The organism is Microbulbifer maximicatervae (SeqCode), assembly GCF_052468095.1.
In genome coordinates this window covers 1,992,961-2,015,957 of sequence record NZ_CP174332.1, presented here as the reverse complement: position 1 = coordinate 2,015,957, position 22,997 = coordinate 1,992,961, and the positions used below count along the sequence as shown (strand labels likewise).

Sequence of the window (22,997 nt, the reverse complement as noted above, 5' to 3'; positions counted from 1 at the left end):
CCGAGCCCAGCTACCAGCCGCACCCAGTGCGGCTGGTCATCTTTTAAAAAATACAAAAGTACGCTGGATAGTTTCCGAACCTCAGAATATCCAGATACAAACCCCAGCCTTCTGACAGTGAGAGTTACCGTGGCCAGCCCCCTTACCCATCTTGGCGACATGCCCATCGAAGTTTTTATGCGTGACTATTGGCAGCAGAAACCCCTGCTGATACGCAATGCTTTCGCCAACTTTGAATCACCCATCTCGGGTGAAGAACTCGCAGGTATGGCCCTGGAGGAAGCGGTCGAGTCTCGCTTGGTATTGGAAAATGGTGAAAGCGGCCCCTGGGAGCTGCGCACCGGTCCATTCACTGAAGAAGATTTTCTCTCCCTCCCTAAAACCCACTGGACCCTGCTGGTACAAGCTGTCGATCAGTGGATGTCAGAAATTGCTGAACTAAGAGATTTCTTCCGCTTTATCCCCGACTGGCGCCTGGATGATGTGATGATCAGTTACGCCGCCGATAAGGGCAGCGTTGGCCCCCACTACGATCACTACGATGTGTTTCTTCTCCAGGCCGAAGGCAAACGCTTGTGGCAGCAAGGCCCCAAAGTGGATGAAAGCAATCCCCGCCTCGAAGGAACCCCCCTCAATATCCTGAAAGAATTCGAAGCAGAAAACAGCTGGGTACTGGAGCCCGGCGATATGCTCTACTTGCCGCCCCAATACAGCCATTGGGGAATAGCCGAAGGTGGGTGCACCACGATCTCTATTGGTTTCCGCGCGCCTTCCGCCGCGGCGATCCTCGAAGATCTCGCCGCTGAAATCGCTATGGATTTTCCGGACAGCCAGCGCTACACCGATGCCGGTGCAGAAGTGGCGAAAAACCCAGCGGAAATTGACCCCGCCTCTGTTGCCCGCCTGCAACAACAACTCGGCGAATGGCTGCAGCAGCCGGAGAAAATCGCCCAGTGGTTTGGTGCGGTTATGACCGAAGCAAAATACCCGGATACTGTCGCCCTGGATGCTGACGATGCTGCAGACTGGCGCGAACAAATGCCCCAGGGGGCACAACTGGTTTTAAATCCCGCTTCCCGCACCGCCTTTTGCCGCGAGCCAGCCACTTTGTTTGTTGATGGTGAAGCCTTCCCCTGCCCCCCGGCATTTGCCGAGCAGTTTGCTGAATCCCATGAAATATCCTGGGATGATATCGAAGCCTTCCCGGAAATAGCCGAAGATAGTGGCCTTCTCGATCAGCTGGTTGCACAGGGCACCTTGATCTACCCTCCTGAGGATTTCTGAAATGCCAATAGCTATACGCCTAGCGGATTGGGATACTGACCGGGGCGCAATTCGTTCAATACGCGAGGCCGTTTTTGTACAGGAACAGCAGGTACCTGCAGACCTGGAATGGGATGATCAAGAGGAGACATCCCAGCACTTCCTCGCCTACCGCGAGACAGCTCCGGTTGCCACCGGACGCCTCACCCAAGGCGGAAAAATTGGTCGTATGGCTGTGCAAAAGTCTTCACGTGGGTGCGGCATCGGGGCCCAGCTATTACAAGCCATCTGCGAGCAGGCGAAGGAACAAAACTTTCAGCAAGTCCATTTACATGCACAGCAACATGCTGAGGGGTTTTACTTGCAGGCTGGGTTTGAGGTGGAAGGCGACGTGTTTTACGAAGCGGGAATTCCCCATATCAAAATGGTGCGCAGCCTGATTTGACCATTTTGAGGCCTGCCACCAGCAACCATATGGCAGGCCCAGCCCCACCTCAACTCTCTACTGGGGCATAGCGCTTCTCGACAAAGTGAGCCAAAGGCGCTATCCCCAACACATACACTATCCAAAGCCCGAGCCCCCAATAGGGATTGAAAAGGGTCAACAAGCACGCCAGGATACTGGTACACAACATCACCATGCTGACCACTAGTACACGGTGCGCGGATACGTTCGTTCGATTCGCAGCGACACACCACATACCCGCAATTGCTATAGCGGCCACCGCATAACTTGCTGACAATAAGATCACTGACCAAACCTGGTCAGGATATTCCCCCATCAAACTTGCTGGAAAAGGAATAAACGCCACCGCCCCCAATAACAAAAAGTTAAAACTGGTAAAGGCTACCGATTTAAATTGATGGTCCGACATCAGATGATTGTGGGTAAGCCACAGCCGACAGAGAATCGCAAAGCTCAGGATCCAGGAAAAAAAGTGGGGCAACTGCTGAAGAATATTGCTGTGGAAATCCTCGCCCGGCTTTATATCCTCCAGGTCGGGAATCTGGATATTAAAAACCAACAGCGTCATAGCAATGGCAAAAACGCCATCACTGACGGCATTAATACGGCTAGCCAAGAAAGACTTTCGACGCATGGGCCACCATCGATTGCCAAGGTTGCATACTCATTAAAGCCCAGTCCCGAAGCAGGATCTCACCTCTAGTTTCAATATGCCAACAGCGTTCACACCACTCACATCCCTTCCACCTGATAACGAGCCACGGAATGTTTCTATTGGGGAGATGAAATCATATGATAACGGCTTTGTAAGTGTATTCTTTTAAATAAGGGTCTATTGAAGCTCCTCAATACGGCACCGCCTAGTAAATAGCATTCAACTTCAACAGCCGTTGGCGATACTTTGATCAAACCTAGCTGCCCGATCGATTTCAATCCTGCTTACTATCAACTACTTGTGTTCGGGCTACGGCTCCTAATTGCTCTAAGATCTATCTAATGCGACTTGTTTCATATCCATTTAAAACCCTAGCGCTTTATCCCTATTGGTCGCTGCAATCATAAGCAGGAGCTGAGGAGTGAAGCCCAAGGCCGAGACGTGGCAATAGACACCGATAAAGAAAAGCCTATGGGGCAGAAACACTTCCGCTACGCGTCTTGGACAGTTGCAGTCATATTTTTCAGCGCCAGCGTAACCAACTCAATCCTATTTGCCCTACTATCACCTAGCCTCACTCAAGAACTCAATCTCAACCATCAAAGCTTAGGGATGCTGGGAGGATATTACTTTGTCGCCTATTCTATTGGTCAACTGACACTTGGCTCACTATTGGGCCCTATAAGTCCACGGTATTTACTGAGTATCTCAGCCGCCCTCGCCGCTAGCGGCTGCGTAATTTTTGCCAGCAGTCATTCTTTCGGAACAGCCCTTACAGGGCAGCTCTTAGTCGCACTTGGATTATCCAGTAGCTTCTTGGGAGTTATCTATGTTATCGGACGGGATTTACCTAATAAGTTTTCACTAATGGCCGCTGTTAGCCAAGGACTAGCTAATTTCGCAGCAGCTTCACTCTCATTACTTATCGGTTTGTTAGATACCGAAGTCTCATTCCGGGAGCCCTACTTCATCGCAGCGATATTTTTTATTTGCCTTGCTGTGCTGCTATTTATTTTAATTGGCAGCAATCAAAACTCTTCCCATGAACTCTCTGCCAAAAAAGCCACTCAATTTGACAAGCTAAATTCATGCTTCAAATCAAGAGCTTTTTGGCTGGCCCTCACCTTCTATTCCTGCCTTTTCGGCGTAATTATCGCCTACTCTGATTTATGGAATATACAGTTCCAAGTTGATTTTTTTCGTGAAACATCCAGAGAAAGTGCCCTACTCAATGCGATGATTTCAACGGGTATCATTATCGGCAGCTTTATTGTCGGTGCTTGGTCTCATTATCGGGGAGATTATGTAATTCCAGCGAGAACTTTTAGTTTCCTCTCAATTATTGCTGTCACAGCTTTACTGAGTATTCACTTGTCGGACTCCTGGACTTTGACGGCAAATTTTCTCTTAGGATTTGGCCTCAGCAGCTCAATTCTATCTCTCTCGATAGTACAATCTGAACTTCCTGAAAAGGCGCACGCCATTGCCTCTGCCCTTATTGTAACTGGGGGCTTTGTTTTAGGAGGGGTAATTCAAACCCTCATAGGGCTCTCACTTGATCAAGATATAGAGTTCGCTTATATCCGCTCCCTCAGCGATTTATTAGCCAGACTTTTTGACTTTGCTCCACAACCAACACAGCAATTCTACAATTACCAAGCGGGATTTCAGCTAATCGGGATTATCGTCATCGTAGGCTGCATCAGCAGCCTACTTTTGAGCAGCAAAAAGCTAGTCAAGAAACGTGGTCCTAAAATCGGAAGTTCGTAGTGCTAAGCCTGCGATTCGACGTCCTAAATGTACGGCTGTAAGTCGGTCCAACTCATGAATTTCACCAGCTCCTTCAGCGACAGCTACCAAGCCCGACTGACAACCACCCCGGTTTCTACCCAGGGAATCTTGACTCGGTAGAATATCCAGGGGAACCCACAACATGCCCATTTGTGCAGCAAAGACCTGTAGAGTCCTGATGGTACCTAGCTGATCACCACTAAAATTACTACCAACAGTAAATCCTGCAGCTAACTTATCCAGCCAGCACCGATCTCCATAGCGCTCACTTGCTGCATCCATAAATGCTTTGAATTGAGCGGAGACAGTACCCATAAAGGTCGGCGAACCCATTACTATGGCTTCACACTGATCCAACTGAGCTAATAATGACTGATCTTCATAACGTCCGTGAAGAATGCTCTCCCCCTGAATCTCAAGGGCAACACCAATACACTTCTCTAGCGTGTTAACCCCCTCCACCACGGACTCCGCAAGAACTTTACTGCAACCAGATACAGAATGGTAAACAACACCTACCCTCTTCATATGACTCGCTCCGCTATGCCGTCTGACTCAAATATCCGGCCTAACTTTTGATCAATTTCTCTGCCAGACGGCACTTCTATCCCAAAGATATCCAGTAAAGTAGCCCGAAGCTCATCGACATCCGCTAACATGACAACACTCTTGGAGCCTAAAAGTGGTTGATAGCTTAACTGTCTATTGAAAAGTGTATGCCGCCCCTCTGGGAAAGACCGAGCAACAATCAAGTGCTCTACAAACCTGGATTTAGGGTGCGTTGAACAATACCAACTACCAATTTTATAATCGCCATGAGTTTTAGGTTTCAAGTCAAAGCTGTACATAGGTTGCCAACCACTATCGGTTGTAACCTCTAACAGGTACTCATCATCTATTAAAGTAAAGCGGTAAACACCGTGCGGTGTGCTCTGACGATCACTGGAGTCTAAATTGAGTGGTGCAGTCAAAGTGTTACTTCCAAATCCCGCATCTATCAGGAAGCGTGTACCCTCAAGCTCCACCATCAGAATCATATGCGACTGAGCGGGTTGATGCCCTATCGGAATTTGCCACAGTATCCGTGCGGCGAGGTTCGTAACTTTAAAACCGATTTGCCCTAACACTGCCCCTAATAAGGCATTTTGCTCGTAACAATAACCTCCACGTTTTTGTTGTACCAACTTGGCCTCAATAGATTCCAACTCAATATCCACGGGGCTTCCCAAAAATGAAGTGACGTTCTCGAATGGAATCGTACGGACGTGCTGGGTCAACAACTGCTGTAGACACTGCAAGTTAGCACCCGGGGCTCCATCAAAATTAATACGGTCTAAATATTGCTGCAAGTTAATACCAGGGGTACCCATCTCGATTGTCTCCTCAAAATCCGGGCTCATAAACAATAGACGGGAGCTTAATACCTAAACCTAACTTGAGGTCAATAGCTTTTTTTCATCTTCTACACTGCTTATCAATCAGAAGTTAATCAAAGCCAAAGCTCAGGAAGACCCCTAGCCAGCGTAATCTTCAATATTGCTAAACAATCAGGTAGCGACTAAGTGGAAATACTGTTTTTGGGGACATCATCAGGCACTCCGACCAAGCAGAGGAATGTTTCTGGTATTGGGCTAATAGAAAGCCTGGGAAAGAACTGGTATTTGATCGACTGTGGGGAAGGTACCCAGCAGCAGATTCTACATACAAACTTATCACTAAATAGGCTAAGTGCAATCTTTATCACCCATAAGCATGGCGATCACTGCTACGGACTCCCTGGTCTACTTGGTAGCTCAGGAATGCAACGAAGAACAAGACCACTGACACTTGTTGCTCCTGGGGCCGTCTATGATTGGCTTCTATCAACTCAAACAATCACAGAACTCTATCTCCCATTTGAACTCAACTTCATTCCTGTTGAAAATTTTCCCCAAATAGAAATGGGACAGTTCACCACAACCACTATACAACTTTCCCACAGGGTCCCCTCTTATGCGTACAGTTTTACGGAAAGATATGTTGAGGTTACATTAGATATACAAAGTTTACTTGCCACCAGTATCCCTAAAGGACCGCAATGGGGGAAAATAAAGAACGGTATCGATGTCGTTCATCACGGTAAAATATACACTGCAACGGACTTTATTCTAAAGCCGAGGCCTCCACGTAATATTATAATTTGCGGAGACAATGATAACCCTGAGCTTTTAAAAGATACCTGTGCCAACTGCAATGTCTTAGTGCATGAATCGACTTATGCAAAAGATTTGGCTCAGAAAGCGGGGCATGTAGGGCACAGCTATTCCACCCAAATAGCCTCTTTTGCCGAAGGCCTTTCAATTCCCAACCTGGTTCTCACACATTTCAGTACACGCTACCAAAAAGATAGCAAGGCGAGCTGCTCAATTGATACTATCAGAAAGGAAGCGCAGTTGATTTATAAGGGACAACTATATTTAGCTGAGGATTTTATGCATCTTTTTCTAGAAAAATCTGGGCAACTCGTCCAAAAACAGTAGGCAACTATACCCAAAGAACAGATAGCATTCATAAACGGATCCTTTGAGAGCATATTTCATTTTTTTACATAGTATATGTACTCAGATCAGCCGAATAGACTATTAAACACTAGAGGAGATAACAGGGTTCACTTGATTAACACCTTTAACCATATCGCCAGAACAATTATTTTACCACAGTGCCATCGGTCCAAAATCCTGGCATAAAGGTCTTATCTTGATAACTCCATTTAAAAGGCAGAAGCTCATCACTATCTAAAATAACATAAAGCCACACTTCCATATTTTTAATAGTACGTTTAATATTTGCCTCCATCTCCTCGCCAAGACTTTTAGGTATATCTTGCTTATCTATCCACTCATGGTAGCCATAAGTTTCGATAATGTCGGGCCACCAGACATTAGTGAGAAATTTATGCTCTGGAAAATTGAGGTAACGCCCCTGAGGCAAAGTTGGTATTTCACGTAAAGCAATTTCCTTTTCATCTTCAGTATCAATGAAGTCATGCTGCCAAAACATTGAAAGGTCATCACTATCATCCGCAATGCGGGGATCTCGAAACCTGAGAGGAGAATCCTTAGGAAGAACAACAATAATACCAAACGAAGTGATTGCCGGAACCGTCTTCGATGTATTTAACATATATATAAACGAAGATCCAAAGGACCTATCGTAATACTGATAATCTCTATGATCTTTATTCCAAACTAATTTTCCAAATGCGAAAGGAGGATCAGAGTTAATACCTACTCTTATTTCATGAGATGCCAACCCTACACGATTGAGTAAATACTGTTTGATTTTTGAACTGCCGCTTTTAACCGTACGCAGGAAACCTTTCGCTAGCTTATCATTCCCTATAGAATAATGCGTTTTCATAGTAATTTCCTGGGGTTTATTAGAAGGGGAGCTACCCTACTCCACTGAAACTAGCTTGAAATTATAGCTCCTCCAAAATTCAGAAAATCAATATAGTGACTAATAATACACTAGGCACTATTTGATTGAGAAACTGCCCACCAATTATAATTATATATACCCTTCACCATACAGCTTGGCATATATTAAATATAAGACTATACCCCACAAACTGTTTAACCAGGCGATATTTACTCATCCACTTTTACTATCACCCTCCCCAACATATTCCAGTAAAATAGATTTCTCATACAGGATTCATATATCTCCCTTCAGCTTGAGAGGGAACATCTGTATACTTATTAATTAATAAGTAGGACTAAGCCAATGGTTTCCTTAAGTGACCTTCCCAGACAGAAAGATACTGAACCAGATCGAAAATTTATTGAGGCTCTAGCTCGTGGTCTGGATGTGCTCCGAGCTTTTCAACCTGGTGATGGCTTCCTGGGTAATTTGGAGATCGCCCAGCGCACTGGCCTGCCCCGCTCCAGTGTTTCCAGACTGACTTATACCCTGACGAAATTAGGTTATCTGACCTACTCTGATCGAATGGAAAAATATCAGCTGGGTAGTGGCGTCCTGGCTCTTGGTTATGCTTTTGTCTCAAATCTCACAGTCAGGCAGGTAGCCAAGCCTTTAATGCAGGATCTAGCTAATTCTACCGGTACCGCTGTTGGTCTCTCTGATCGGGACCGGCTGGATATGATTTTTGTCGAGTTCTGTGCTCCTGCAAATGTCACAACTTTTCGCCATGAAATCGGTAATCGCGTACCCATAGCTTCCAGCGGCTCCGGGCGAGCTTTTTTGGCAGCACTCCCTCAAGAAGAACGGGAATATTTTTATGGCTACCTGGAGAAAAAAGCTGGTGATCAATGGCCAACGATCAAAGCCGGTATTGAAGAAGCGGTCACCAGCTACCAGCAGCGCGGCTTCTGCTGCTCTTTTGGCGAGTGGAATCGCGATGTCAACGGTATCGCGGTGCCTCTCTCTTTAAGCCAAGGTCATATTTACACTTTTAATGCTGGCGGACCTGCTTTTAGACTTAACCCGGAATACTTAGAAAATGAAGTAGCTCCTCTATTGAAAAACCTGGTAGGCAATATCGAAGCTATGTTAATCCGATATTAGTCGACTCAAACTCCAGATCTTCTCAATCAGTACAGCTACAGTTTGAAACGCAGTAGAAAGTTGAAAATTTTATCAAATCTTTGGCCATAAGGTGGTCGTAAAGGCACCGCCGCTGACTTTTTGGCTTGTGTAAAGATCGGTCGTAATTTTGAGAATTCCAAAAAACCCTCATAAGCGTGATATTGCCCCATGCCACTCGCCCCAATACCACCAAAGGGCAAGTCTGCCTGGGAGACATGCATCGCGCAGTCATTGATACAAACACCTCCAGACATTGTGCTTTTGATAATCTTTTCCTGAACATCTCTGCTAGAACTGAAAATATATAATGCTAAAGGCCTATCTTTACTATTTATGTAATCTACCGTATCAGACAGATTCCTATACGTAAGAATAGGTAAAATAGGGCCAAATATCTCCTCGCGTAGCAGACTCATGTCTTCTGTCGGGTTTAACACTAAGGTGGGAGCAATTTTTTGCAAACCTTTATTGTTTTCAACATCTAATAACGGCAGAACTGTAGCCCCTTTCTCCAGAGCATCCGTTAGACAAGTATTCAGCCTATTAAACGCCTTTTCATCAACAATCGAAGTATAATCTTCTGAATTTAAAGATGGATACCATTTGGGTACAAGTCTCTTAGCCGATTCCAAGAATCCTGAAAGTTTTTCTTCAGGAATCAATAAATAATCTGGAGCTACACAAGTTTGGCCCGCATTGAAGAATTTTGAGCTCAAAATACGTTCCGCAGCAATATTTTCATCAAAGTCGCCACATATTATGGCTGGAGACTTACCTCCCAGTTCTAGTGTCACAGGAGTTAGGTGATCCGCAGCTCTCCGCATTACCACTTTTCCTACTTTGCCAGATCCAGTAAAGATCATGTGATCATATGCCTGGGCTGTAAACTCCGTAGCGCTCACTCCAGGAAGAATAGCTACCAGATCCTCTGAAAAGAATCTATTAAATAACTGATGTAATAATGCAGAAAGGGCACGCGAGTTAGCAGCCATCTTGATCATACAGCGATTCCCTGCGGATATCGCACTCACCAAGGGCCCAACAGATAGAAGTAGTGGGTAATTCCAGGGGGTAACAATAGCAACCACCCCTTTTGGTTGAGGTAATACGCGATTTTTTACTCCTCGAAGTAGCAAAGGCACATGACGTTTCTGAATTTTCATCCACTTTTTTAAGCGCTTACGAGTGTAACGAATCTCCTCGATACACCCATAGATCTCTGCAATTTTAGTTTCCTGGATGGCACGATTACCAAAATCCTCGCTTATTGCCTTTGCTATGGATTTCTGGTTTTCCAGGATCAATTGCTCTAATTTTTTTAAACTTTCCAGACGCTCCTGAAGACTCGGGTAGGGGCTCCTATTAAATGCATCCTTTTGAAGTTTAAAAACACTCTCTACTTTACCTATGCTCACAGATCTGGTGTGCTCGACAACTTTTTCCAAGTGTGTGCCCTCGCAAAGTGGCAAGTAGAGAGTGAATTTGGCCGTATAGTCAGTGCTTTATGATTTACAGCTTGGCAAATCGTAAAGTGTGGTAATCAGTACTGCCAAATAGGTACTGAGTTGTTGTTAGACGCTTAAAGTAGTGACTTACATCCAACTCCTCAGTAACCCCTATACCGCCATGTAACTGTATCGCCTCTTGACCGATAAACCGCGCAGCTTTACCAATACGGCTTTTTGCAGCGGATATCGCCTTAGGCGCAACTCCGTTATTGCTATCAAGCTGTAGCGCAGCCATCAACAATATTGAGCGCGCTTGCTCATACTCAGTAAACATATCCACCATGCGGTGCTGTAGTGCCTGGAACTTGCCAATAGGAACACCAAACTGCTCCCGCGTCTTAGTGTACTCAACTGTCTTCTTATAGATCCTTTCCATAGCTCCAACAGCTTCTGCACACAATGCCAACGTCGCTCTATCAACAGCCTTTTCTATAGCTCCTAAAGCCGCCCCCTCTTCCCCTATCAGATTAGCTATGGGTACTTTCACGTTATTGAATTTAATTTCGGCGGCACGGTGTGCATCCACAGTGGCATATCCATGCCGCTGAAGCCCTTCTGTACTAGGATCGACAAGTAGTAAGGTGATCCCCTCACGATCTCGCTGTGCTCCGCTCGTCCGCACAGCAACTAAGAATTTATCTGCTACGTCACCATTTAGAACGACAGCTTTATGTCCATTCAGGAGGTAATTGTCTCCATCCTTTACCGCAGTCATGGCTATATCAGTAAGGTTATAGCGACTCTGTGACTCAGTAAAAGCAAATGCCAATTGCAATTGGCCTTCCATTAACATTCCCAGGAGTTCTCGCTTTTGCACCTCACTAGCGCAGTCAGCGATAAGACCACCACTGAGAACAACACTGGCTAGGAAAGGCTCAACCACTAAACCTCGGCCGAACTCCTCCATAACCACCATCAAGTCTACGGCGGAGCCTCCTAGGCCCCCATCATCCTTTCCAAATGGCACCATTAACCAGCCGAGTTCCGCAAATAGCTTCCAATTTTCCTTACTGAAGCCAATATCGTTACTCACTATTTTACAACGACGGTCAAAGTCATAATCCTGCTGGATAAACTTGCTCACACTGCTTTGCAGCATCCGCTGCTCTTCGCTGTAGGAAAAATCCATCGCTCAAGTCCTCTTTAGATGCTGCACTTACAGGCCAAGTACCCATTTACTGATAATATTTTTCTGAATCTCATTACTTCCGCCATAAATTGAGGATTTACGGTTGTTTAAGTAACGAGGCACACTGCTGGCAATAACACCGGGACCCACCCATTCTCCGTCAAACCCGCTCCTAAACTGCTCTCTCACAAACGGCATTCCGTAGTAACCCGCCGTCTCCATATACAGTTCATCGATAAGTTGAGCGACTTCGGTTCCTTTGATTTTAAGGATGGAAGATTCCGCTCCTGGGGCACCACCTGTACTTACCGCCGCAAGCGTACGTAGTTCAGTAAACTCCAGGGCCAAGAGATCAATTTCAACTTCGGCCAGTTTTTGGGCAAAAGCCGGGTTCTCAAGCAGACTAATTCCTCCATCGCAGGTCTCTTTGGCTAAACCCTTTAACGTTTGTAAGCGTTTCTTGGATTTTGCCACCCGCGCAATACCGGTGCGTTCGTGGGTTAGCAAAACCTTGGCGTAAGTCCACCCTTGCCCCTCCTCGCCAATACGGTTTTCTACCGGTACCCTCACATTATCGAAATGGACTTCATTTACTTCATGGTGACCACCCAAGGTCATAATTGGCGAAACCGTAATACCGGGGTGTTTCATATCAATTAGCAAGAAGCTGATAGCAGCCTGGTTCTTTACTTGAGGCCCACCAGTACGAACCAAACAAAATATCCAGTCTGCAAAGTGACCCAAGGTATTCCAGGTCTTGGTGCCGTTGACAATATACTCACCGCCATCACGGACAGCTGTTGTTTTTAAGGAAGCTAAATCTGAGCCAGCATTTGGTTCCGAATACCCCTGACACCACCAGGCATTACTTGCCAGGATGTCAGGCAGAAATCGTTGCTTTTGTTCTTCACTACCGTAGGTAAAGATCACTGGAGCAACCATTTTTAAGCCGAAAGGAATCAACTCTGGTACACCATAGTTAGCACATTCGTCTGCCCAAATGTGTTTCTGAGTAGGTGTCCAACCGGTACCTCCATATTCAACCGGCCAATTCGTAGCTGCCCACCCTTGCTCATAGAGTATTTTTTGCCAGCGAACAAAATCCTCTTTCTCCAGGGGGATTTCCTTCAGGGTTTTCTCTCTAATATCTTCAGGAAGTTTCTCTTGGAGAAACTGCTGGACCTCCTGCTGAAAAGCTAACTCTTCGGGAGAAAAATCTATATTCATTCGCCTGCTCCTTTATTAGTCGGCGCATTGAACAGCAGCTCCTACAAACTGCTTTTATCACAATCTTGCGCAGCAAAAATACGCAATCTTTTGAAAGATCCCCGGTACAGGCGGAACTAGTGTTTAACAGATTCACCTCGACAAATTACTTAATTGCCTTTGAATCGATCCCAACGATTTAAATTATTGGCGCAAAATGCCTTTATCGAAATAAAAAACCGAGCATTTCTAGCGCCAATCAACTCCAGATAGGCACACAAATCAACCGTTCGAAAAATAAAACAGGAAAAAACTCAACAACATGGCGCCTCTTTATTTTTAATAAGTTTTTATGCGCCATTTTCCATTAAAAAATGCATTGGGCACTTCTTAATATGTAAAACACTAACACCTTATTCCGCAGAGTGGAATGCTGTATTCACTTTTGCTATGGTCGTCACCATAATAACCAAAGTGAGAGAAGCCCCCATGTCGATCACGCCCATTCAATCCTCCGATACAATGTTGCAGTCACTTGCTGAAATTCAGGAGTATGAAAAAGTCCCCCTTTCGCAGCGATACCCCTGGGAAAGCACTTTTGATTTAATCCGGCAATCTGCCCGCCTCTACCAACATGACTCGGCCATCGAATTCCTGCCAACGGCCGCACCTGACGAAGACACGGTTAAAGTAACTTTCTCCGAGTTATCCCAGCGAGTGCACCAGACTGCCAATCTTCTTCACTCCATCGGTGTTGAGCCAACCGATACAGTGACTTTATTACTACCCAATTTGCCAGAAACTCATTTTGCACTTTGGGGAGGCCAGGCAGCAGGTATTACCAGTCCTATTAATCCGTTGCTGGAACCCGAACATATAATCGAAATTATGAATACCACCAGGGCTAAAGTCCTGGTCACTCTTGGCCAAGATCTTAGCGAGGAAATATGGGATAAAGTAACGCAAATTCTCGAGCAAGTTCCCACTTTAAAAACTCTGTTACTAATCAGTAAAAAGCCAATTAGCAATACTCCAGTTCCAGCGGGTATTCACGCAGATAATTTTGTCTCGGCTATATCCCAACAGCCGGACGATCATCTAAAGAGTGAGCGTTATATCCAGGGGAGTGAAACCGCTAGTTATTTCCACACCGGGGGCACTACTGGAAGACCTAAAATAGCCCGCTTAACTCACAGCAATATTGCCTTCGTCGCTCAATTAAGTGCTGATACGTCATCCAGTAAAGGGCGCTTCGCTACCCTAAGCGGACTTCCGCTGTTTCATATTTTCGGTACGGTTGTTGCGGGTATTGGCACCCTATTGGCCGGACGCACAATTGTTATCATGACACCCTCTGGTTTTCGCTCACCCAATGTCCTGCCAAATTGGTGGCATCATGTTGCGCGTTTTCAGGTGAAGGGCTTTGCCGCCGTCCCCACCATCCTCGGTGTATTGATGCAAATTCCAGTGGGTGACAATGACATCAGCTGTCTGACAGACATTGGCTGTGGAGCCTCCACCCTGCCAACGGGGTTGAAGAATGCCTTTGAGGAGAAGTTCAACGTCCTTGTCAGTAATGGCTATGGCATGACAGAGTCCAGCTGCCTTTTAGCTCGCCCTCCTACCGATATGCAAGCCCCTGAAGGCAGCGTCGGCCGGCGATTGCCTTATATGGAAATGAAAATTGCCGAAGTAGACGGTACCCGACTGGTTAGAACCTGCAATACAGGAGAGGTGGGCATAGTACTCGCGCGCGGGCCACATATTTTTTCTGGCTACTTATCAGAAGAGGATAATGCTAAAGCCTGGGTCGATAAGTCCTGGTTTAATACCGGCGATATGGGATATCTCGATGGAGATGGTAACCTGTTCTTAACCGGGCGGGCCAAGGATTTAATTATTCGCGGCGGCCACAATATAGATCCGGCTCTGATCGAAGAACCATTATCCCGTCACCCTGCCGTTGCTATTGCCGTTGCAGTGGGTCAACCAGATGCTTATGCCGGAGAAGTTCCAGTAGCTTACGTTACCCTGTTTCCATCCACTAACCCGCCCACAGAAGAACAACTCATTGACTATTGCCGTAGCCAAATTTCTGAGCGTGCAGCCATTCCTAAACGCGTGGAAATTATTGATGAGATTCCACTCACTGCTGTAGCCAAAGTATTCAAACCAGCTCTGCGCAATCGCGCTACCGAATATGTCGTAGGCCAGGCATTAGAGGAAAAAAGTATTACCGCTAAGTTTTCCGCCCACTTCGATGCATCCCTTGGCCAGGTAGCAAAAGTTCAACTTGAACAAGCCTCCAGCAAAGCCGCTGTAGAGGAAGCCCTGGAAAATTTACCCGTGGCTTTGGAGTTTGAATAAAAGAAATTACCGCATGACTCAATGCACTTAGAACTCCAATATCGGAAATTTCACTATGTCACATGCCTATATTTATGACGGCGGCCGCAGTGTTTTTGGCCGCCACGGGGGCAGCCTTTCCAGTATCCGGCCCGACAACCTGCTTGCCCATGTCATCAGGACCCTGACTGAAAGAAACAATTTTAACCCTCAACATTTTGAGGACGTTATTGCGGGCAATACCAATCAGGCGGGAGAAGACAGTCGCAACGTTGCCCGATTTTCAGGCCTGCTAGCAGGCCTGCCCATATCCACTGGCGGCATAACGGTAAATCGCCTTTGTGGTTCCGGCTTGTCCGCCATAGCAGATGCCGCTCGCTGCATTCGCGCCGCAGAAGGAGAGCTATTTATCGCGGGAGGTGTCGAATCAATGAGTCGCGCCCCCCTGGTTCTCTCCAAAGCCAACAGTGCTTTTGATCGCAATCAGGTGCTGGCAGATACGACCCTAGGCCCCCGCTTCACCAACCCAGACATTGTTGCTGAGTATGGAAGCCACAGCATGCCTCAGACCGCAGACAATATTGCATCAGACCTGAATATTTGCCGGGAAGAGTGCGATACATTTGCATTGGCATCACAAACTAAATACGAGTCGGCACGTACCGATGGCTTCTTTGTCGATGAAATTATTCCCATCGAAGTACCCCAAGGCCGCAAGAAGCCAGCCCTTCTTATCGATACGGATGAACATCCCCGTCCCAATGCAACATTGGAGCGACTTCAAGCCCTACCCGCGCTTTTCGAAGATGGAGTGGTTACTGCCGGCAACGCTTCCGGCATCAACGATGGCGCGGCGGCACTCATTGTTGGTAGCGCCGAAGCAGGCCAAGCAGCAGATCTAAAGCCAAGGGCACGTATTCTCGCCAGCGCCATTGCAGGAGTAGAGCCGCGAGTGATGGGGTTGGGCCCGGTACCGGCTACCTGTAAAGCCCTTGCCCGGGCGGGCTTGGAGCTTGGGGATATGGATGTAATGGAGTTCAACGAAGCTTTTGCGGTACAGGCTATGGGCTGCCTCAAAATGCTCGAAATTGATTATGCGGACCCACGGGTAAATCCCAATGGTGGTGCCATCGCCGTTGGTCACCCCCTGGGGGCCAGTGGTGCCCGTATTTTGCTAACAGCATTGCGCCAGCTGGAACGTACCGGCGGGCGCTATGCACTGGCCACCATGTGTATCGGGATTGGCCAGGGCATCGCTGTAATCATAGAACGCATTTAAACCTGATTAGATGTAAATAAAACCGAGACCGAACAGTTGTCACTTAAGATCTGGAGATAGCAATGTCTAGTGTAAGTTATGAACTCATTGGCGATATCGGTGTAATTCGATTGAACAATCCCCCTGTGAACGCCCTTTCTCACGGCTTGCGTGAGGGCATTTGGGGAGCGATTAAGAACGCTCAAGGCGATGCATCAAAAGCCCTGGTGCTAGTGTGTGAAGGCCGAACTTTTATCGCTGGTGCCGACATTACGGAATTTGGCAAGCCACCACAGGCGCCCGCCCTATCAGAAGTGATTGAGGAAATAGAAAACTCCTGTAAACCAGTGATCGCCGCCATTCACGGCACGGCACTCGGCGGTGGATTCGAAGTGGCTCTAGCCTGCCATTACCGCTGTGCAATAGCATCGGCCAAAGTGGGACTGCCAGAAGTCAAACTGGGATTACTGCCAGGAGCCGGTGGCACCCAGCGCACCCCACGCTTGGCTGGTGTTGCCGCTGCACTGGAATTAATCACAAAAGGCAGCCCTATACCGGCCTCTAAAGCCAAAAGTATGAAGTTAATAGACCGGGTTATCGAGGAGGACTTGTTAGAGGGAGCCCTCGCCTTTACCCGTGAATTGATAGCAAATGAAGCTCCTCTCCGCCGAGTCAGAGACATCGCAATAGATCCTGACAGCATTCCTGAGGGGGTATTTGATGATTTCCGCAAGCGCCTTGAAAAGAGATCACGAGGTCAGCTTGCACCGCAACATATTGTTACCTGTATAGAGGCCGCAGTTCACCAGCCTTTTGATAAAGGGCTTGCTAAAGAGCTCGACTTGTTTATCGAATGCCTGCTTTCCAGCCAATCGGCCGCCCTCAGGCATTTATTTTTTGCCGAGCGCACTGCAACCAAAGTCACAGGCTTACCAAAAGACCTACCCACCAGGGAGATAAAGAGCGTGGGCATTATCGGTGGAGGCACTATGGGCGGAGGCATCGCCATGAACTTTGCCAATGTCGGTATTCCAGTCAAGCTGGTAGAAGTCGATCAAACAGCGATAAATCGAGGGCTAGCAGTGATCGACAAGAATTACACCATCAGCATGCAGAAAGGGAAACTCACAGAAGGTCAAAAAACTCATTGTCTCTCGTTGATTTCCGGCACAACTGACTACGCAGACCTAGCTGATGTAGACCTGGTCATTGAGGCCGTATTTGAAAATATGGAGCTCAAACAGGAGATTTTTGCCAAATTGGATCACTCCTGCAAACCCGGTACCATCCTTGCAACCAACACTTCCTACCAGGATATTGATCAAATTGCAGCTGCAACCAACAGGCCTCAAGACGTTATCGGGATGCATTTTTTCAGCCCTGCCAATGTAATGAAACTACTCGAAGTAGTTCGCGGCTCGCAAAGTGCTGACGATGTAATTACCACTGCCATGCAGCTCGCTAAAACGATCAAGAAAGTACCTGTACTAGCGGGAAACTGTTACGGCTTTATTGGCAATCGCATGTTGCGCCCCTATGGCAGAGAGTCGCAGCTGTGTTTAATCGAGGGCTCAACCCCGGAGCAGATTGATTCGGTTATGCAGTCTTGGGGGATGGCTATGGGCCCTATGGCCGTTGGAGATCTAGCGGGACTGGATATCGGCTACAAGGCGCGCCAGGGCCTGAGCGAATCAGAAAGAGGAGAGCCAAAAACTTACTGTATTGCAGATGCCCTTGTTGAAATGGGCCGCCTGGGCCAGAAAAGTGGAGCCGGCTACTATCGCTACGATCCCGAAACTCGCGCTCGCAGCAGCGATCCGGAAGTACTGAAAGTCATTGAAGCCCAAGCTAAAAGTCAAGGGGTTGTAAGGCGGGAAATTTCCGACGAGGAGATTCTAAACCGCCTAACTTTCGCGCTGATTAATGAAGGAGCCAAAATCCTGGAGGAAGGTATAGCCCAACGTCCGAGTGATATAGACGTTGTATATGTTTACGGTTATGGCTTTCCGCCCCATCGTGGAGGACCTATGCACTATGCCGACAGTATCGGCTTGAAGGAAATCTACGAAAAAATATGTACTTTCCGCCAGCAGCATGGAGATACCTACTGGACTCCAGCCCCTTTACTGGAACGGCTAGCCCAAGAGGGAAAAACATTTGCGCAATGGGCTGATGGCAAAATCTAAGTTTGTAAACTATAGGGGAAGCCAGTATGACTACTGGCTTCCCACTTTACCTGCTGCAGCCAAATAAAGAAGTTGTGTCACCATGAGTAGGCCTGATGCCTTAGTCGAAGTACAATCTCCACCAAGTCAGCCACTCCGTACGGATATCCAAAACTGGAAGGGCATTGGTTTTGCATTGGCTACCGCGCTGGTAGCAAGTACAGCGGCCGCAGCCAGCAAATGGGTGTCTACCGCGGTCCCCGTGCCATTAATTACGCTCAGCCAATACAGTATCTGCCTGATACTGCTAACCCCATGGCTAGTGCGACAAACACCTCGACACCTTACCACCCAACACTGGAGAACCCACCTAATACGCGGTTTTGCTGGGTGGTTATGCTTTTTCACATATTTTTCTGCCCTAAGCAAAATTTCACTAATGGAAGCAGGGTTATTGCGTAATGCAGCTCCCATTTTTGTTCCCCTTATTGCCTGGCTTTGGGCTCGAGCACAGATCCCCATAACCCACTGGCTACCAATCTTACTGGGCTTACTCGGGATCACCTTGATTCTTCAACCCAACGTGGACGGTATTAGTAGCGGCCATGCCCTCGGCCTGATTTCTGGGCTTACCCTGGCTGCCTCTATGGTCGGAACACGAATTTTGTCCCATACCGACCGGCCCAGCCTTATATTGTTTTACTACGTATTAATCTCGTTTGCGTGCAGCCTGCCCCTGGGTATCTATTATTGGGAACCAGTACCTTTATGGACACTCCCCTATCTTATTTTCAACGGTGTGTCTGTACTCTTGGCTATCTGGCTGTACACCAAAGCATATAGCTATGCAAAACCCAGCGTGGTGTCACCAATCAGTTACTTTGGTGTGGTTATTGCCGGACTTCTAGGTTGGCTCATTTGGCAGCACTTACCTAACACTATTGCACTGGTGGGGACGCTGATTGTTATCAGTGCAGGATTGCTCACAGTCTACCTATCAACTCAGAAAACAAATTGTAGCGGCCCATCATAAACTTACTTTCTAAGGTGAAATTGGATGAATTGGCAGAACAAGAAACAACCCCCGTTCAATGACCATCTAGGTGTAACCATAGATAATTGGCAGGAAGGCCATGTGGCAATCAGCGTAGAAGTACAACCGGAACACCTGAATACCCACGGTGTGCCCCACGGTGGTTTTATTACAACATTAATCGATATCGCTGGCTCTTACTGCGGCCTCTACTGCCCCCACCCCAACCGCCGTCGTAGAGCTTTTACACTTTCTTTAACAGCAAATTTCACCGGTCAGGCAAAAACTAATCAACTCACTGCGATAGGTAAGCTAACGAGTACTGGACGAAAGATCTTCTATTCATATACAGAGGTATACGATAGTGAAGGAACTTTAATTGCTACCGGCCAAATGACTATGCGCTATCGTGGTGGCAGTGAAACATTGGATGGCGAATTAATAGAAGGCGACTCAGTAAAGGAGGTTGAACAAAGAAATATCTATCTTTGAGCTACTACAGCTGAGCCGGCCACTTTTAGCGATACTCGTGGGGAAAAATTTTTATATCAATAAAGTCTACAAAGATTGTAAGAATTCTAACAGATCAGTCCGCTCAGAAATACTCATTGACTGAAACTTTTCCCGGCTATCCAAAGCCTCTCCAGCATGCCACAAAATAGCTTCCTCGACGGTTCGCGCCCGCCCATCATGTAATAAGTTACTGTGCCCATTTACTGCCTTTGACATACCCAACCCCCATAATGGCGGAGTTCTCCATTCCTGATTGAAATCGGTAGACTCACTCAAAGAATCAGCCAACCCCTCCCCCATATTATGAAGCAGTAAGTCAGTATAAGGGTATATGCTATTCCCCCTAAGCTCAGCAAGAGGATGGCTATGATCAGTACTCATTTCCGGTCGATGACAGGAGTCACATCCAGCTTCATAAAACAGCTTCTCTCCTGAGAGCACAGAATCTCTGGAAACGCTACCTGGATTGCGGGGCGGCGCTCCTAAGGCTTGAAGGTAAACAACCAGGTCTCGCAGATGCTCTTCCGAAAGCTCAGCTGAATGCTCACTATATTGCCAACAGTTTATCTGCTCATACCCACAATCCGCGCTTCCTCCATTAGTAGTGACCCCAATATCACTATTAAGTGCATCACGCGTAAAACTGGTTAGACTGGCATGGCTGGCCTTCCAACCAAACCGTGCGACATATGGAAGTTCACCAGTTGGCTCTTTTACCAGTGCAGCGCGCCCAGAAATTCCATTTTCATCAGAATCATTAGGATCATGCCATTCTAATATTTCAGACTCAGGCACTGCCTCAAGCAACCCGAGCCCCAGTATTGGTTGAGGCATCCGTGGGGAAAAGTACACTATATCGCTCCCTTTGCCATCGAACTTATTAATACTGTATACAGGCTTCCTTAACGTGTACTCGGTACCATCATCATAGTGGTTCACAACCTCTTCATAAGTAACTACCACCTGCCCTTCCACTTCTAGCTTTTCGTCGGAAGTAACAGTTTGTAATAGATGGCCAAAGTAGTGATGAGGTAATGCTTGGCCCTGGGCATTAAGTCCCCCAGACCCTAGTTTCATGACCATCGTCTCGGGAAAATAGCCGTTCTCTGGAGCCTGTCCACGTCCATTATTGATGTGACAAGCAAAGCACGAATGCTGTACTTTAAGATCAGTGGCTAATTCTGCTAGTTCTGCAAACCTCGGATTTCCTTCTTCCTCGTGATCACCAGACTTAAAATCGGTATGGAACAACCTTCTGCCCCGCAAAAACATATTGTGGGTATCCCAATGAATATTCGATGCCTCTTGCATATATGCTGTCCAGTCAGCAATACCACTCTCGACGATGTAACTATCGTATATGCCTGTCCCATCTAAAATTGGATAGGTAACTTCGGTAGCGTCGTCTGACCCACCACTTATCCATGCACCGTCGGCTCCAACATAGTAAGTCAAAGTCTTATCTGATGAGTTTTCCGAAATAATCTCAGAAGCTGGTACAGAATCCCCCGCTATTATCGGGACAGCTGTCGCGTTACCTCCTGCTCGTATACTTTCATCAATATCGCTATCATTAACAAGATAGATACCAGGTTCACCCAACTGGATACGATAAGTATTTGTGTAGTAAATAGCTTGGCCTTCTACATTTTCATCTCCATTGTATTTTCCCAAAAATTGCTGAAATTCAAATTCCATCCATTCGCCAACTTCCAGAACACCGTCATCTCCATCGTGCGCATCAAAAGTAATTAAACATACCCATATTTGCCCTTTCCCATCCTCATCAGCCTCAACTAAAGGATCCACCTCAAACCTAGCGTTATTATTAAAATCTGCTCGATACACATTGGAATATGCCGATCGGCACTCTGGTGAGCGGTAGTGGGCATACTCAGGGGAGTAATAGATTTCAATTAAGCTTTCACCTTTTGGGGTGTGATCATAAATCTCAAGACCAAAAGTTCTATGTTCAAAATAGAATGTTGGGAAACTATAAAATGATCCCTCAGACTCATGGCGTGATCTAGCTCTACCGCTGGCGAATGTCACTAGGGTTCCATCCTCTTTTATATACCAATTTTGAGCTTCACCAGCAGGATAAGTTTCATCAAAAAGAGGCATGTAACTTAGCAGGCTATCTGTGGGGATGGAATCCGTTGCCTTATCAAATAACATGAGCTCCCAAATGGTGTAATGCGAGCTACCCTCACTTAACTCATCACCTTGAATTCGCAGATAACGGTAACTACCGGATAGTTTATGGCTATCAATTCGTGAACCGTACTGCCCATCGTCAGTAGTGACAAGCGTTTTCCACTCATTGCCATCATTTGAAGCCTGAATTTTGTAGCTAGCAGCATTAGCTTCACCCCAGTCTATGATTGCCTTCGTCAGCTCAGTTGGTTCTCCAATATCCAGTAGTAAATAAGCCGTATCGCCCCCAGCCTCCCAGGCTGTACTTCTCAGACCATCAATAGCAAAATTACCTTCCCCTAAAGAAGACAAGATTGAGGCGTCCAAGGCAATATTACGCCCTACATTGCTCGGAGTTTCCTCTACGGAGTCGTAAACAGGTTCGCCATATACTTGAAACTCATAGATAGAATAGCCCCAGAAATTTCCATTACTACGAGTCAATCCATTAAGCCGTATATAACGAAATTTTCCGGATACTTGAAGAATGTCAGTTCTATCTCCAAACTCTCCATCAGAATACTCTGCTAACAGCTCCCATCCCTGCCCATCATTTGAACCTTCAAGATTATATGTATTTGCATTTGCAGCCTCCCAATAGAGCACCACCTCCTCCAATTCAGAGGTGGTGCCTAAATCAATAGTAAAAGTACTGGGATCTGTTTGATGTGAACTTTCCCAACGTGTACCCATGTCATTATCAACAGCCAAAGATGCCGACTGCACCTCTGTACTTGCAGTAACACTCTTCTCTTCAGAAAGTAATTCAGCAATCGCATTTGAACAAAAAACGGATAATAAAGTTAGGACACAACTTGCAGAAACTATATTTCTCATCAGGGCACCTATTTTCAATAGATATAGGAAGATCCCCCATAATG

Annotated in this window: 18 protein-coding genes; 10 read left to right on the top strand and 8 right to left on the bottom strand. The window is 46.7% G+C overall.

Features of this window, described 5'->3' with window-relative positions; genetic code table 11:
* Positions 1-129: 129 nt before the first annotated feature.
* Both ACJJIL_RS08655 and ACJJIL_RS08650 read left to right on the top strand, forming a co-directional pair.
* Positions 130-1,284, top strand: a complete 1,155-nt coding sequence (locus ACJJIL_RS08655) for a JmjC domain-containing protein (protein WP_445361702.1) — start codon at positions 130-132, stop codon at positions 1,282-1,284.
* A 1-nt stretch (position 1,285) separates the two neighbouring features.
* On the top strand, positions 1,286-1,708 hold the full coding sequence (locus tag ACJJIL_RS08650; RefSeq protein WP_445361701.1) for a GNAT family N-acetyltransferase: 423 nt from the start codon (positions 1,286-1,288) through the stop codon (positions 1,706-1,708).
* Between the two features lie 49 nt (positions 1,709-1,757).
* Here ACJJIL_RS08650 and ACJJIL_RS08645 read toward each other — a convergent pair whose 3' ends face one another.
* Positions 1,758-2,363 (bottom strand): TMEM175 family protein, encoded by a 606-nt coding sequence (locus tag ACJJIL_RS08645; RefSeq protein ID WP_444897520.1) that lies wholly within the window; start codon positions 2,361-2,363, stop codon positions 1,758-1,760.
* Positions 2,364-2,825: 462 nt separating this feature from the next.
* Between ACJJIL_RS08645 and ACJJIL_RS08640 the strand changes: the two genes are divergently transcribed.
* Positions 2,826-4,154, top strand: coding sequence for an MFS transporter (locus tag ACJJIL_RS08640; RefSeq protein WP_445361700.1), 1,329 nt, complete (start codon positions 2,826-2,828; stop codon positions 4,152-4,154).
* On the opposite strand, the gene ACJJIL_RS08635 is transcribed toward ACJJIL_RS08640, so the two are convergent.
* Complete coding sequence (locus tag ACJJIL_RS08635; protein ID WP_444908091.1) at positions 4,116-4,703, bottom strand: flavodoxin family protein; 588 nt, start codon at positions 4,701-4,703, stop codon at positions 4,116-4,118. The genes ACJJIL_RS08640 and ACJJIL_RS08635 overlap by 39 nt on opposite strands.
* The gene (locus ACJJIL_RS08630) at positions 4,700-5,545 is read right to left on the bottom strand and encodes an arylamine N-acetyltransferase family protein (RefSeq protein WP_445361699.1); all 846 of its coding nucleotides are present in this window, start codon (positions 5,543-5,545) and stop codon (positions 4,700-4,702) included. Before ACJJIL_RS08630 ends, ACJJIL_RS08635 begins: the two co-directional genes overlap by 4 nt.
* A 192-nt stretch (positions 5,546-5,737) precedes the next feature.
* On the opposite strand from ACJJIL_RS08630, the gene ACJJIL_RS08625 reads away from it, so the two are divergent.
* On the top strand, positions 5,738-6,694 hold the full coding sequence (locus ACJJIL_RS08625; RefSeq protein ID WP_444913230.1) for a ribonuclease Z: 957 nt from the start codon (positions 5,738-5,740) through the stop codon (positions 6,692-6,694).
* A gap of 166 nt (positions 6,695-6,860) precedes the next feature.
* On the opposite strand, the gene ACJJIL_RS08620 is transcribed toward ACJJIL_RS08625, so the two are convergent.
* Positions 6,861-7,574, bottom strand: a complete 714-nt coding sequence (locus tag ACJJIL_RS08620; RefSeq protein WP_445361698.1) for a hypothetical protein — start codon at positions 7,572-7,574, stop codon at positions 6,861-6,863.
* 366 nt (positions 7,575-7,940) lie between these two features.
* Here ACJJIL_RS08620 and ACJJIL_RS08615 point away from each other — a divergent pair, with 366 nt between their 5' ends.
* A complete protein-coding gene (locus tag ACJJIL_RS08615; protein ID WP_444913232.1) occupies positions 7,941-8,741 on the top strand; it encodes an IclR family transcriptional regulator in 801 nt (266 codons plus the stop codon).
* A 35-nt stretch (positions 8,742-8,776) separates the two neighbouring features.
* Here ACJJIL_RS08615 and ACJJIL_RS08610 read toward each other — a convergent pair whose 3' ends face one another.
* From ACJJIL_RS08610 to ACJJIL_RS08600, 3 genes are all read right to left on the bottom strand, one after another.
* Positions 8,777-10,207, bottom strand: a complete 1,431-nt coding sequence (locus tag ACJJIL_RS08610) for a coniferyl aldehyde dehydrogenase (protein WP_445361697.1) — start codon at positions 10,205-10,207, stop codon at positions 8,777-8,779.
* Between the two features lie 64 nt (positions 10,208-10,271).
* Positions 10,272-11,399 carry an acyl-CoA dehydrogenase family protein gene (locus tag ACJJIL_RS08605; protein ID WP_445361696.1) on the bottom strand — a complete coding sequence of 376 codons (1,128 nt, stop codon included), beginning with the start codon at positions 11,397-11,399 and terminating at the stop codon, positions 10,272-10,274.
* A 27-nt stretch (positions 11,400-11,426) separates the two neighbouring features.
* Positions 11,427-12,626: an acyl-CoA dehydrogenase family protein gene (locus tag ACJJIL_RS08600; RefSeq protein WP_445361695.1), complete on the bottom strand. Its 1,200-nt coding sequence runs from the start codon at positions 12,624-12,626 to the stop codon at positions 11,427-11,429.
* A gap of 468 nt (positions 12,627-13,094) precedes the next feature.
* Between ACJJIL_RS08600 and ACJJIL_RS08595 the strand changes: the two genes are divergently transcribed.
* The 5 genes from ACJJIL_RS08595 to ACJJIL_RS08575 all read left to right on the top strand — a co-directional run bounded on the left by ACJJIL_RS08595 (position 13,095) and on the right by ACJJIL_RS08575 (position 19,899).
* Positions 13,095-14,972: an acyl-CoA synthetase gene (locus tag ACJJIL_RS08595; protein ID WP_445361694.1), complete on the top strand. Its 1,878-nt coding sequence runs from the start codon at positions 13,095-13,097 to the stop codon at positions 14,970-14,972.
* Between the two features lie 55 nt (positions 14,973-15,027).
* A complete protein-coding gene (locus ACJJIL_RS08590) occupies positions 15,028-16,230 on the top strand; it encodes a 3-oxoadipyl-CoA thiolase (protein WP_445361693.1) in 1,203 nt (400 codons plus the stop codon).
* 62 nt (positions 16,231-16,292) lie between these two features.
* Positions 16,293-18,395 (top strand): 3-hydroxyacyl-CoA dehydrogenase NAD-binding domain-containing protein, encoded by a 2,103-nt coding sequence (locus ACJJIL_RS08585; protein WP_445361692.1) that lies wholly within the window; start codon positions 16,293-16,295, stop codon positions 18,393-18,395.
* Positions 18,396-18,477: 82 nt separating this feature from the next.
* Positions 18,478-19,407, top strand: coding sequence for a DMT family transporter (locus ACJJIL_RS08580; RefSeq protein ID WP_445361691.1), 930 nt, complete (start codon positions 18,478-18,480; stop codon positions 19,405-19,407).
* 24 nt (positions 19,408-19,431) lie between these two features.
* Positions 19,432-19,899, top strand: coding sequence for a PaaI family thioesterase (locus tag ACJJIL_RS08575; RefSeq protein ID WP_445361690.1), 468 nt, complete (start codon positions 19,432-19,434; stop codon positions 19,897-19,899).
* A 66-nt stretch (positions 19,900-19,965) separates the two neighbouring features.
* Here the strand turns inward: ACJJIL_RS08575 and ACJJIL_RS08570 are convergent, their stop codons facing one another.
* Positions 19,966-22,953: a di-heme oxidoredictase family protein gene (locus ACJJIL_RS08570; RefSeq protein ID WP_445361689.1), complete on the bottom strand. Its 2,988-nt coding sequence runs from the start codon at positions 22,951-22,953 to the stop codon at positions 19,966-19,968.
* Positions 22,954-22,997: the final 44 nt, after the last annotated feature.